Below are 12,299 nucleotides of genomic sequence, written 5' to 3'. Positions count from 1 at the left end.
ATCGGAACGGGGCTCTCGATTCTCGACTTGACGCGTTTGTTTCACGCGAACCGGTGGCCACTTCGCTCGAAAACGCTCCAATTGCGCATCGCAGCTTCTAGTTCGATTCGCCGGTATCCTGCACGCTCTGCAGATAGACATATACGTTTCTGAGCTCGTCGTCGTTGAAGACGTCCTTCCAGGCCGGCATGCCCTTGGCCGGCCGCCCGTCATGGACCGTCTTCCAGAATGTCGATTCCATGTCGTCAGCATAGCGCTTCTTGAGCAGCCTGAGATCGATCTTTCGCTCGGCCTGCACCGCGTCCGGGCCGTGGCAATGCGCGCAGGTTCCGTTGAAGACTTCCCGCCCGGCGGTGGCATCCCCCTTGGCGTCCCCTTTGGCATCGCCTGCGGTCGCGGCGGTCTGAATCGGCTTTTCGGCCGCGGCCGCCTGCCCGACCGTGACGGGCTCGCTGGCGCCAACGGACGACGTCGTCGCCCGGTCGGCCTCGCCGAACTTCACCGGCGCGCCGTTCGGCACGCCATATTTGGCAAACAGGGCGGAAATCTCCGCCTGCAGCCCCGGCAGCACGCCGTCGACTTCATCGCGCAGCGCACCGGACGCCTTGGCAAAACCGATCGCGGTCGCCCAGAGCAGGCCGTCGCCCTCGGTCGACACGATCTGATATTTGTCGCCGTAGCTGGTCTTGTTGAGCCAGCCCGCCACCGGCGCCCAGATGAAGGCGATCTCGACCTTGCCCTGCGCGAGCGCCGCCATGCCCTCCTCCGGGCTGAGCACGGTCACCTTCTGGACGTCGTCGCGCAGCGCGAGCAGGTTCTGCGGCGTCGATTGATACTGCACCGCAACCCGCAATCCCCTGAGGTCGTCGATGCCGGCAAGCTTGCGATCCTTGCCACCGACCAGTGCATAGCTTTCATGGGCGATCGGCTTCGAGAAGATCACCGCCGGGCCCATGAAATCGTCGATCAAAGGCAGGCCGACCATGGCGTCGCACTGCTTGCTGAGCAGCGTCTCCCGCACGGTGCGCTTGCCGAAATAGGACTTGTACCAATTGGTGCTCACCGTCCGGCCGAGCTTTTGCGCCACCGCCTGGCCGATCTCGAGATAGAGGCCGGGCTTGCCCGGGTCGTCACTCGAGAACGGCAGGTTGGTGGGGTCGGCGCAGAGCCGCAGCGGCGGTTTTGTCTCGTCGGCGCCGGCCGCCAGGGCCGGCACCAGAAGCAGCGCGGAGAGCAGCACGGTCCGGATTGCATGTTCCAACCGCGTGTTGCGCGAGGGGGTGCGCAGTTCGTTTCGGGCGATGCAAGACACGGACAATGCTGCCTCCTGGGCGATCGTTTACTGCAGGGCGAACACGAACAGCGAGCCGCCTTCGGGCGCCGCGGCGACCATCTTCTTGCCGATGTCACCGAGGAAGGCCGGCAGCGCCGCGGTGCGTCCGACCACGATCGCGACATACTGCTTGCCGTCGACCGAATAGGTCACGGGACCTGCACCGATGCCGCTGCCGAGGTTCTTGCTCCACAGCACCTTGCCGTTCTTGGCATCGATGGCGCGGAAGTCGCCGTGCAGATTGCCGGAGAACACCAGATTGCCGCCGGTCGTCAGCGTGCCGCCGTTGAAGGGCAGGTCTTCCTTGATGCTCCACACCTTCTTGTTGGCGATCGGATCCCAGGCCACGAGCTCGCCGAGGAAGCCGCCGGGACCCGGCTTGGTCGGGAACTCGGCGCCGAGATAGAACACGCCGCGCTTGTAGTTCACGTCGGAGACCGACCAGTCCATGCAGACATTGTTGCTCGGGATGTAGACGAGGCCGGTCTGCGGATTGAACGACATCGGCTGCCAGTTCTTGCCGCCGATCAGGTTCGGGCAGATGTCCTTGGCGGGATGGCCCGGGCCCGGACGCTTGTCCGGATCCTCTTCCGCCCGCATCGTGTTGATGTCCCACTTCTTGGCCCAGTTGGCGAAGACGTATTTCTCCGCGGAAATCATCTTGCCGGTCTCGCGGTTGGCCACGAAGAAGAAGCCGTTGCGGTCCGCCTTCATCAGCACGGGCGTCTCGGTGCCCTTGATCTTGAGGTCGGCGAGCAGCAGCTCGTTGACACCGTCATAATCCCAGGCGTCGGCCGGCGTGCCCTGGATGTGCCACTTGATCTTGCCGGTGTTGGGATCGATCGCCAGCGTCGAGGCCGTGTAGAGGTTGGTCAGCTTGCCGAAATTGCCGTCGCCGGTGGAGCGCACCGCGGTATTCCACGGCCCCGGATTGCTGGTACCCCAGTAGACGGTGTCGGACTTGGCATCGTAGGAGCCGACCAGCCAGGCGGCGCCGCCGCCATGCAGCCCGGTGTCGCCCTTCCAGGTGTCGCTGCCGGGCTCGCCGGGTGCCGGCACCGTGTAGGTCTGCCAGAGCAGCTTGCCATCCTTGAGCGAAAACGCCTGCAACGCGCCGCGGACGCCGTATTCGCCGCCGCCGAAGCCGGTGATGACCTTGTCGCGGACGATGAGCGGCGGCGAGGTGATGACCGAGCCCTGCTTGTAGTCGACCACCGTCGAGGTCCAGAGCTCCTTGCCGGTCTCGGCGTCGAGCGCGGTCAGCTTGCCGTCGAGCCGGCCGACGAAGATCTTGCCGTCGGCATAGGACACGCCGCGATTGTTGACGTCGCAGCAGGCGTATTGAAGCACGTCATCCGGAATATCGGGCTGCCAGGTCCATTTGCGGGCGCCGGTCGCGGCATCGATCGCATAGACGTATTTGGGGCCCCAAGAGGTCGACACATACAGGTTCTTGCCGATCACGACCGGCGACGACTCGTTGGAGCGGAGCGAAGCCAGCGACAGCGAGTAGACCAGCTGCAGCTTGCCGGCGTTCTCCGAGTTGATCTGCTTCAATGGACTGAAGCGCGTATTGCCGTAGTCGTGGCCGGCGATCGCCCATCCGTTGGGATCGGACGCCGCCTTCACGACGGAATCATTGGCTTTCGACGCACCAATGCCTGCCAGCACCATGGCGACCAGCGACACGCCGGCAAAGAAAATCCCGCTCCTCAGCTTCATTGGCTTCCTCCAATATGGTTTTGTTGCCGCGATGGATGCATCGCGCGCGCGGATCGCTACCGAATTTCATGAACCAGCGATCTTCTGCCGCTGCGTCGGCGATGAAAATGACAGCAACGCCTTTGCGTCGTTATAGGCGGAAGGTAGTAGCGATCGCGGCGACGATTTTTGCGCACCGCAGGCTGCAGCGGATTGCCGAAAACCGCTTGCGCCGCCGGGCATTTTCGTCGCGCCGGAGTGCGCCGCCGGCAGCTTGCAAATTGCCCATTCAACGGCTGCCTGCTAGGATCAGAGGCACTGCCCGGCGCCTTCATGACAGGGCCGCGACTACGACTTTGATCGCGGTTACGACCCACATGAAGCGTGGTCTACTGGGCCCATAACGAAGCTATTGGGAGAAACGCGTGTCTACAGTCAAACTGACGGTAAACGGCAAGGCGGTCTCGGTCGACGTTGAGGACCGAACCCTCCTCGTGCATCTCTTGCGCGAAAACCTTAACCTCACCGGCACCCATGTCGGCTGCGATACCAGCCAATGCGGCGCCTGCGTCGTCCATGTCGATGGACGGGCGGTCAAATCCTGCACCATGCTGGCCGGCCAGGCCGCGGGCTGCAACGTCACCACGATCGAAGGCCTCGCCAAGGGCGACGAGCTGCACCCGATGCAGGCGGCGTTCCGCGACAATCACGGCCTGCAGTGCGGCTATTGCACCCCCGGCATGATCATGTCCGCGGTCGACATCGTGCACCGCCATGGCGGCAAGCTCGACGAGGAAACGGTTCGCCACGAGCTCGAAGGCAACATCTGCCGCTGCACCGGGTACCACAACATCGTCAAGGCGGTGCTCGACGCTGCCGCGCGCATGAAGGTTGCGCAGGCCGCCGAATAGCGCGCCACGCACCGCATACGATCAAGCTCACCACCGCCGGTCTCGATGGAAACGGCGGCAAATCGAATCTCCGGTCGGGAGGACTAGACAATGGGTGTTGAAGGAATTGGCGCACGTGTCGTGCGCAAGGAAGATCGCCGGTTCATCACCGGACAAGGACGTTACGTCGACGACGTCAAAATGGTCGGCATGAGCTACGCCCACTTCATCCGCAGCCCACATGCCCATGCCAAGGTCAAGGGCATCGATTCCGCCGAGGCCATGAAGATGCCCGGCGTGATCGCGGTGCTGACGGGACAGCAGATCGTCGACGACAAGGTCGGCAATTTGATTTGCGGCTGGGCCATCACCTCGAAGGACGGCTCACCAATGAAAATGGGCGCGTGGCCGGCGATGGCGCCGGAGACCGTGCGCTTTGTCGGACAGGCGGTCGCGGTCGTGATCGCCGAGACCAAGAACCAGGCCAGGGACGCCGCCGAAGCCGTCGTCGTCGATTACGAAGAGCTTCCCGCAGCGGCCGACATCAAGGCCGCGATCAAGCCGGGCGCGCCGCAGCTTCATCCCGAAGCCCCCGGCAACATCGTGTATGACTGGCATCTCGGCGACGAGGCCGCGGTCAAGGATGCCTTCAGCAAGGCCGCCAATGTGGTCACGCTCGACCTCACCAATAACCGCCTGGTGCCGAACGCGATGGAGCCGCGCGCAGCGGTCGCGCATTACGACCAGGCCGAAGAGCACTACACGCTCTACACGACATCGCAGAACCCGCACGTCGCCCGCCTCGTGCTGTCGGCGTTCTACAACATCGCGCCCGAGCACAAGCTGCGCGTGATCGCGCCCGACGTCGGCGGCGGCTTCGGCTCCAAGATCTACATCTATCCCGAAGAGATGGTGGCGCTGTGGGCCTCGAAGAAGGTGGGTCGCCCGGTGAAGTGGACCGGTGACCGCTCCGAAGCCTTCCTCACCGACGCGCATGGCCGCGACCATGTCTCGAAGGCGGAGATGGCGTTCGACAAGGACAACAAGATCCTTGGCCTGCGGGTGAAGACCCACGCCAATTTCGGCGCCTATATGTCGTTGTTCTCCTCGGCGGTGCCGACCTATCTCTACGCGACGCTGCTGTCGGGCCAGTACGTGATCCCGGCGATCTATGCCGAGGTGATCGGCGTCTACACCAACACCACGCCGGTCGACGCCTATCGCGGTGCCGGCCGTCCGGAGGCGAGCTATCTGATCGAGCGCATGATGGAGACGGCAGCGCGGCAGCTGAAGGTCGATCCGACCGAGCTGCGCAAGAAGAACTTCATCACCCAGTTCCCGTATCAGACGCCTGTAATCATGGCGTATGACATCGGCGACTTCCACGCCTCGATCGATGCCGCGATGAAGGCGATCGACTATGCCGGCTTCCCGGCCCGCAAGGCCAAGGCCAAGGCCGACGGCAAGCTGCGCGGCATCGGCATCTCCTGCTACATCGAGGCCTGCGGCATCGCGCCGTCGAAGGCGGTCGGCAGTCTCGGCGCCGGCGTCGGCCTGTGGGAGTCGGCTGAGATCCGCGTCAACCCGGTCGGCACCATCGAGGTGCTCACCGGTTCGCACAGCCACGGCCAGGGCCATGAAACGACGTTCTGCCAGATCATCGCAGAGCGGCTCGGCGTGCCGATCAGCCAGGTCTCGATCGTCCATGGCGACACCGACAAGGTGCAGTTCGGCATGGGCACCTACGGCTCGCGCTCGCTCGCGGTCGGCGGTACGGCGATCGTGAAGGCGATGGAGAAGGTCGAGGCCAAGGCCAAGAAGATCGCGGCGCATGCGCTCGAGGCATCCGAGAGCGACATCGTGATCGAGAACGGCGAGTTCAAGGTCACCGGCACCGACAAGTCGATAGCGCTGCCGATGGTCGCGCTCGCGGCCTACACCGCGCATAACCTGCCTGATGGCATGGAGCCCGGCCTGAAGGAGACGGCGTTCTACGACCCGACCAACTTCACCTTCCCGGCCGGCGCCTATATCTGCGAGCTCGAGGTCGATCCCGGCACCGGCAAGACCTCCTTCGTCAACTTCGTGGCAGCCGACGATTTCGGCCGGCTGATCAACCCGATGATTGTCGAGGGCCAGGTCCATGGCGGCCTCGCGCAGGGCATCGGCCAGGCGCTGCTCGAGGGCGCAGTCTATGACGACACCGGTCAGCTCGTGACCGCGTCCTTCATGGACTACACCATGCCGCGCGCCGACGACCTGCCGTCGTTCCAGCTCTCCCACACCACGACGCTGTGTCCGGGCAACCCGCTCGGCGTCAAGGGCTGCGGCGAAGCCGGCGCGATCGGCGCCTCTGCTGCCGTGATCAACGCGATCACGGACGCCATCGGCAACAACAAGCTGGAAATGCCGGCGACGCCCGATCGCGTCTGGCACGCCATTCACGGTTGAGGGAGGAAGAGCCATGTACGAGACCAATTATCACCGCGCTTCCTCGGTCGCCGACGCCGCCGCAACCTTCGCCAAAGGCGCGGAATCAAAATTCCTCGCCGGCGGACAAACCCTGCTCCCGGTGATGAAGCAGCGTCTTGCTTCGCCTTCGGACGTGATCGACCTCTCCAAGGTGCAGGAGATGATCGGCATCGAGGTTTCGGGCGACACCGTCACCATCAAGGCCGCTACGCCGCATTACGATGTGGCGCAAAGCGATGCGGTCAAGAAGGCGATCCCCGCGCTCGCCAATCTGGCGTCGGAGATCGGCGATCCCGCCGTGCGCTATCGCGGCACGATCGGCGGTTCACTCGCCAACAACGACCCGGCGGCGGACTATCCGGCGGCGGTGCTGGCGCTTGGCGCGACGGTCAAGACCAACAAGCGGTCAATCGCGGCGGAGGACTTCTTCAAGGGCCTGTTCTCGACGGCACTCGAGGATGGCGAGATCATCACCGCGGTGTCGTTCCCCGTTCCGGCCAAGGCGGGCTATGCGAAGTTTCCGAACCCGGCTTCGCGCTTCGCGCTGACCGGCGTGTTCGTCGCCAAGACCAAGTCGGGTGACGTCCGCGTCGCCGCGACCGGCGCGTCGCAGAGCGGCGTCATGCGGGTCGCGCCGATCGAGCAGGCGCTGAAGGCGAACTGGGCTGCCTCGGCGCTCGACAGCGTGACGATCCCGGCGAGCGGCCTGCTCGCCGACATCCACGGCTCGGCGGATTACCGCGCCAATTTGGTGAAGGTGATGGGACAGCGGGCGGTGACTGCGGCCGGTTGATAGCGCCTAGACACAAGTCTGCAGCGGCGCGCAGCGATGCGCGCCGTTTGCGTTTTTACCAGCGTCACGGGACAAAAGGTGCTTGCCACATCCAGTATTAGGCGAGACAATTTAGCTAATCAGCTAATTAAAAATACCGTCCCACGGACGGCTGGGAGAACGCATGAAGTTCGGCGCCAAGCCAGCCGCAGCCGCTTAACGCCACGCAACCAACGGAATAACAACGTGCTCGATAAACCTGCCTCCCAGACCGCCGCTCGCACCTCGGGCCCGCTCGCCGGCTTCCGCATCGTCGAATTCGCCGGCATCGGCCCCGGCCCGTTCGCCTGCATGCTGCTCGCCGACATGGGCGCCGAGGTGATCACGCTGGACCGGATCGGTGCGGGCAAGAATTTGAAGGCGGTCGCAACCCGCGGCCGCAAGGTCATCGAGCTCGATCTCAAGAACAAGGCGGCGGTTGCCGAAGTGCTCGACCTGCTCGGCCATGCCGACGCGCTGATCGAAGGTTTTCGGCCCGGCGTGATGGAGCGCCTCGGGCTCGGTCCTGACGTCGTGCTCGCGCGCAATCCCAGGCTGGTCTATGGACGCATGACCGGCTGGGGCCAGGAAGGCCCGCTGGCGAACGCCGCCGGCCACGACATCAACTACATCTCGATCACAGGCGCGCTGGCTGCGATCGGCACCAAGGAGAAGCCGGTACCGCCGCTCAATCTGGTCGGCGATTTCGGCGGCGGCGCGCTCTACCTCGTGGTCGGCGTGCTCGCCGCGCTGCTGGAAGCGCAGAAGTCCGGCAAGGGCCAGGTGGTCGATACCGCGATGTGCGACGGCGCGGCCTCGCTGATGTCGATGTTCTACGACATGGCCGCGCAGGGCCGCTGGAGCGGCGGCCGCGATCAGAATTTCCTGGACGGCGGCGCGCATTTCTACGGCGTCTATGAATGCTCCTGCGGCAACTTCATCTCGATCGGCTCGATCGAGCCGCAGTTCTACGCGCTGCTGCGCAAGCATGCCGACCTGACCGACGCCGATTTCGACGCGCAGATGGACCGCAAGGCCTGGCCGGCGCTGAAGGAGAAGCTGACCCGGGTGTTCAAGAGCAAATCACGCGCGGACTGGTGCGCGATCATGGAAGGCACCGACATCTGCTTCGCGCCGATCCTGACCATGGAGGAAGCGCCCAAGCATCCGCACATGGCGGCGCGCCAGGTGTTCGTCGAACGCCACGGCGTCACCCAGCCCGCCCCCGCGCCGCGCTTCTCGCGTACGCCATCGGCAATCCGCGAACCGGAGCTGGCGAGCATCGGGGACGTGACGGCTGAGTGGAAAGCGACGAAATAAATCTCGGTGTCGTCCCGGCGAAAGCCGGGACCCATAACCCCGGAACGTCGTTGTAGCGCACGATCGTTCCGCGGGACTACGAACCAACACACTCGATAGATTCCGCGGTATGGGTCCCGGCTTTCGCCGGGACGACATCTGTTGGTTTTGCGCTAGTGCAGCGCTTTACGACGCGCTCACGCCGCGTGATCGACCTTCAGCACGCCGCGGCGGATCTGGTCTTCCTCGATCGATTCGAACAGCGCCTTGAAGTTGCCTTCGCCAAAGCCGTCGTCGCCCTTGCGCTGGATGAATTCGAAGAAGATCGGCCCGATCGCGTTCGCCGAGAAGATCTGCAGCAGCACCTTGGTCTGGCCGCCCTCGACCACGCCCTCGCCGTCGATCAGGATGCCGTTGGTCTTGAGCCGCGCGACGTCCTCGCCATGCTGCGGCAGGCGGGCGTCGATCCGCTCGAAATAGGTATCGGGCGGCGACGGCATGAACGGCAGGCCGTCGGCGCGCAACCTCTCGACCGTCGCGTGGATATCGCGCGCGCCGCAGGCGATGTGCTGGATGCCCTCGCCGCGATAGACGTTGAGATATTCCTCGATCTGACCGGAATCGCCGGCGTCCTCGTTGATCGGGATCCGGATCTTGCCGTCCGGGCTGGTCAGCGCGCGGGAGAACAGGCCGGACGCGCGGCCTTCGATGTCGAAGAAGCGGATCTGGCGGAAGTTGAACAGCTTGGCGTAGAAGCCGTTCCAGACATCCATCCGGCCGCGATGGACGTTGTGGGTGAGGTGATCGATGTAATACAGGCCCGAGCCCGCGGGGCGCGGGTTGGCCGCGCCGAGCCATTCGAACTCGGCATCATAGGCCGAACCCTTGGCGCCGTAGCGGTCGACGAAATAGAGCAGGCTGCCGCCGATGCCCTTGATCGCGGGCACATCGAGCGTCGTCGCCGCGGGCGAGACATCCGCCGGCTCCGCACCGAGCGTGATCGCACGCTCATAGGCGTGCCTGGCGTCGACCACGCGGAACGCCATCGACGGCGCGCAGGGGCCGTGCGCGGCGACGAAGTCGAAGCCGTGACTACCCGGCTCCTCATTGACGAGATAGTTGATGTCGCCCTGGCGATAGACCGTGATGGCCTTGGTGCGGTGGCGGGCGACTGCGACGAAGCCCATCAGCTTGAACAGGGCGTGCAGCTCGCCGGGATTCGGATGGGCATATTCGACGAATTCGAAGCCGTCGGTGCCCATCGGGTTCTCAGTGCTGATCTCGGCCGGCGGCGCATCGTGCGGAAACGGACCCATGGCGGTAACTCCCTGATTTGTCTGGGATCAGTTTCCGTCACCTGCTGCGCAACGTGCGTGCAAAATGGGTCCCTTTTTGCTATTCTCGCGCACGATCCGTGCATGAAATGGACATTCCGCGCATGCCTGACGTCGATGCCTTCGACCTGAAAATGCTCGCCGCGCTGCAGGACGATGGCCGGCTGACCAACCAGCAGCTGGCCGACTTCGTCGGGCTGTCGGCATCGCAATGCTCGCGGCGGCGGATGCGGCTGGAGGAGGAGAAGGTCATCGCCGGCTACCACGCCGAGCTCGCGGGCGAGGCGCTCGGCTTCGGCCTGATCGCCTTCATCCACATCACGCTTGCGACCCACTCGCCCGACAACGCCAAGCGGTTTCGCGAGCTGGTCAACCGCGTCGACGATATCCAGGAGGCCTACGCGCTGACCGGGGATGCCGACTATGTGCTCAAGGTGATGCTGCGCGACCTCAAGAGCCTGTCCGACGTCGTCAACAACGTGCTGATGCCGCACCAGAGCGTGGCCCACGTGCGCTCGTCGATCGTGCTCGACCGTCTGAAGGAGAGCACGAAGCTGCCGCTGAAGGCGTTGCAGAGCTGATGGCGTAAATCGAGGGAAATCCGCCATTCGCTTTTGTGGCTTGGCTTGCAATCATTCCGACAACGGCGAGAGAGACGAACCATGGCGCTGCAGCTGCGACCGAACTGCGAATATTGCGACAAGGACCTGCCACCCAGCGCAACCGACGCGCGGATCTGCTCCTATGAATGCACGTTCTGTGCGGACTGCGTCGAGACCAGGCTCGGCAATGTCTGCCCGAACTGCGGCGGCGGTTTTGCGCCGCGGCCGATCCGTCCCGCCAGGCCGTGGCGGCCGGGCGTCTGCACCGTGAACCAGCCGCCCTCGGACAAGCGGGTGCATCTGAAATACAGCCTCGAGGACGTCGCGGCGAATACGGCGCGGCTGAGGGATATCCGGCCGGAGGAGCGGTGAGGTTCGCAACGACGTCGGGCTCCTTCCCCCTGAAAGGGGGAAGGCGGGATGGGGGTCAGCCGCGGGCGCCGGCGCGCATGGTGAGAGCAGATCCCCACCCGGTTTGCTGCGCAAACCGACCTCCCCTTTTCAAGGGGAGGTGGAGCAGCGGAATGCGCGGAGACCTACTCCGCCGCGACGATCGTCCCTTCGACCTCGCCGAACCCGACGCGATAGCCGTCGCCCTGGCACCAGCCGCGCATGACGAGCGAATCGCCGTCCTCCAGGAACGAGCGCATGACGCCGCTGGCAAGCTCGACCGGCTCGGTGCCGTTCCAGCTGATTTCGAGCAGGCTGCCGCGCTGATGCTTTTCGGGGCCGGAGATCGTGCCGCTCCCTAACAGATCGCCGACATTCATCGCGCAGCCGCTGGAAGCGTGGTGCACGAGCTGCTGCACCGACGACCAGTACATGTATTTGAAGTTGGTGCTGCAGATCGTCTTCGCCTCGTTCATCGCGCCGGCGCGCAGCGCGACGTCGAGCTGCATGTCGTAGTTGTTCGGCTGGGTCTGCTTCAGGTACGCGAGCGGCTCGGGCTGCTGCGCCGGGCCTTGCATGCGGAACGGCTCCAGCGCCTCGCGAGTCACCACCCACGGGCTGATCGAGGTCGCGAACGCCTTGGCCTGGAACGGGCCAAGCGGCACGTATTCCCACTGCTGGATGTCGCGCGCGCTCCAGTCGTTGAGGATGACGAAGCCGAAGATCATCTCCTCGGCCTGCTTCTCGGTCAGCATCTCACCCATCGGCGAGGCCTGGCCAACCACCACACCCATCTCGAGCTCGAAGTCGAGCCGCTTGCAAGACCCGAAGCTCGGCACCTCCGCGGTCGGCGGCTTCAGCTGGCCGCGCGGACGCCGCACCTTGGTGCCCGACACCACGACAGTCGAGGCGCGACCATTGTAGCCGATCGGCATATGCAGCCAGTTCGGCTGCAGCGCATTGTCCTTGCCGCGGAACATGACGCCGACATTGGTGGCGTGCTCCTTCGACGAATAGAAATCGGTGTAGCCGGAGACGGCGAACGGTATGTGCAGCTTCACGTCGGCCATCGGGACCAGCGCCCGCGCCCGCAATTCCCTGTTGTCGCGCAGCTCCGGATGATCGGAGCGCAACAGCTCGCTGATCCGTGCCCGCGTCGCCGACCACACTTTCGGCCCGAGCGCCATGAAGGCGTTGAGCGACGGCTGCGAGAACACGCCGAGCGGCCCGACATCGAGCCGCGAGTCCTGCTCGAGCTCCCAGAGGTCGAGCACATAATCGCCGATCGCAACACCGACGCGCGGCGCAAGGCCATCCTTCGACGAGAACACGCCGTAAGGCAGGTTCTGGATCGGGAAGTCGGAGGTGGGTGCGACGTCGATGAAGGAGCGGAGGGATGGATCGTTGGGGTGGGGCATGGTGGTTCCGATGTGCAGTCTGGTGCAACAGCTGATCTTCTTCACCCTC

General features: G+C 64.5%; 10 protein-coding genes. 6 read left to right on the top strand and 4 right to left on the bottom strand.

What is annotated here, in order from left to right; translation table 11 throughout:
* Positions 1-97 precede the first annotated feature (97 nt).
* Positions 98-1,312 (bottom strand): c-type cytochrome, encoded by a 1,215-nt coding sequence (locus XI02_RS02700; protein ID WP_311990364.1) that lies wholly within the window; start codon positions 1,310-1,312, stop codon positions 98-100.
* 27 nt (positions 1,313-1,339) lie between these two features.
* A complete protein-coding gene (locus tag XI02_RS02695) occupies positions 1,340-3,055 on the bottom strand; it encodes a PQQ-dependent methanol/ethanol family dehydrogenase (protein ID WP_069278682.1) in 1,716 nt (571 codons plus the stop codon).
* 404 nt (positions 3,056-3,459) lie between these two features.
* On the opposite strand from XI02_RS02695, the gene XI02_RS02690 reads away from it, so the two are divergent.
* The 4 genes from XI02_RS02690 (at position 3,460) to XI02_RS02675 (ending at position 8,527) form a co-directional block, all read left to right on the top strand.
* The gene (locus XI02_RS02690) at positions 3,460-3,945 is read left to right on the top strand and encodes a (2Fe-2S)-binding protein (protein ID WP_069278681.1); all 486 of its coding nucleotides are present in this window, start codon (positions 3,460-3,462) and stop codon (positions 3,943-3,945) included.
* Between the two features lie 90 nt (positions 3,946-4,035).
* Entirely contained in the window at positions 4,036-6,375 is a 2,340-nt protein-coding gene (locus tag XI02_RS02685; protein WP_172646041.1) for a xanthine dehydrogenase family protein molybdopterin-binding subunit, read from the top strand.
* A gap of 13 nt (positions 6,376-6,388) precedes the next feature.
* Positions 6,389-7,189 (top strand): xanthine dehydrogenase family protein subunit M, encoded by an 801-nt coding sequence (locus XI02_RS02680; protein ID WP_069278679.1) that lies wholly within the window; start codon positions 6,389-6,391, stop codon positions 7,187-7,189.
* 225 nt (positions 7,190-7,414) lie between these two features.
* Positions 7,415-8,527: a CaiB/BaiF CoA-transferase family protein gene (locus XI02_RS02675; RefSeq protein ID WP_172646042.1), complete on the top strand. Its 1,113-nt coding sequence runs from the start codon at positions 7,415-7,417 to the stop codon at positions 8,525-8,527.
* A 176-nt stretch (positions 8,528-8,703) separates the two neighbouring features.
* On the opposite strand, the gene hppD is transcribed toward XI02_RS02675, so the two are convergent.
* Complete coding sequence (hppD, locus tag XI02_RS02670) at positions 8,704-9,822, bottom strand: 4-hydroxyphenylpyruvate dioxygenase (RefSeq protein ID WP_172646043.1); 1,119 nt, start codon at positions 9,820-9,822, stop codon at positions 8,704-8,706.
* A 122-nt stretch (positions 9,823-9,944) separates the two neighbouring features.
* Between hppD and XI02_RS02665 the strand changes: the two genes are divergently transcribed.
* Together XI02_RS02665 and XI02_RS02660 are read left to right on the top strand one after the other, a co-directional pair.
* Positions 9,945-10,421 carry an Lrp/AsnC family transcriptional regulator gene (locus tag XI02_RS02665; RefSeq protein WP_069279727.1) on the top strand — a complete coding sequence of 159 codons (477 nt, stop codon included), beginning with the start codon at positions 9,945-9,947 and terminating at the stop codon, positions 10,419-10,421.
* 81 nt (positions 10,422-10,502) lie between these two features.
* Positions 10,503-10,814: a DUF1272 domain-containing protein gene (locus XI02_RS02660; RefSeq protein ID WP_172646044.1), complete on the top strand. Its 312-nt coding sequence runs from the start codon at positions 10,503-10,505 to the stop codon at positions 10,812-10,814.
* Positions 10,815-10,978: 164 nt separating this feature from the next.
* Here the strand turns inward: XI02_RS02660 and fahA are convergent, their stop codons facing one another.
* The gene (fahA, locus tag XI02_RS02655) at positions 10,979-12,250 is read right to left on the bottom strand and encodes a fumarylacetoacetase (protein ID WP_172646045.1); all 1,272 of its coding nucleotides are present in this window, start codon (positions 12,248-12,250) and stop codon (positions 10,979-10,981) included.
* Positions 12,251-12,299 lie beyond the last annotated feature (49 nt).

Source organism: Bradyrhizobium sp. CCBAU 21365, from assembly GCF_015291305.1.
Classification (GTDB): domain Bacteria; phylum Pseudomonadota; class Alphaproteobacteria; order Rhizobiales; family Xanthobacteraceae; genus Bradyrhizobium; species Bradyrhizobium elkanii.
The sequence above is the reverse complement of the archived record's forward strand: the minus strand, read 5'-3'. Positions and strand labels throughout refer to the sequence as shown.

What these genes read in the sequence shown, in the direction of transcription:
- XI02_RS02695 (WP_069278682.1), bottom strand. Translation starts at nt 3,055, where the DNA reads ATGAAGCTGAGGAGCGGGATTTTCTTTGCCGGCGTGTCGCTGGTCGCC.
- XI02_RS02685 (WP_172646041.1), top strand. Translation starts at nt 4,036, where the DNA reads ATGGGTGTTGAAGGAATTGGCGCACGTGTCGTGCGCAAGGAAGATCGC.
- XI02_RS02680 (WP_069278679.1), top strand. Translation starts at nt 6,389, where the DNA reads ATGTACGAGACCAATTATCACCGCGCTTCCTCGGTCGCCGACGCCGCC.
- hppD (WP_172646043.1), bottom strand. Translation starts at nt 9,822, where the DNA reads ATGGGTCCGTTTCCGCACGATGCGCCGCCGGCCGAGATCAGCACTGAG.
- XI02_RS02665 (WP_069279727.1), top strand. Translation starts at nt 9,945, where the DNA reads ATGCCTGACGTCGATGCCTTCGACCTGAAAATGCTCGCCGCGCTGCAG.
- XI02_RS02660 (WP_172646044.1), top strand. Translation starts at nt 10,503, where the DNA reads ATGGCGCTGCAGCTGCGACCGAACTGCGAATATTGCGACAAGGACCTG.
- fahA (WP_172646045.1), bottom strand. Translation starts at nt 12,250, where the DNA reads ATGCCCCACCCCAACGATCCATCCCTCCGCTCCTTCATCGACGTCGCA.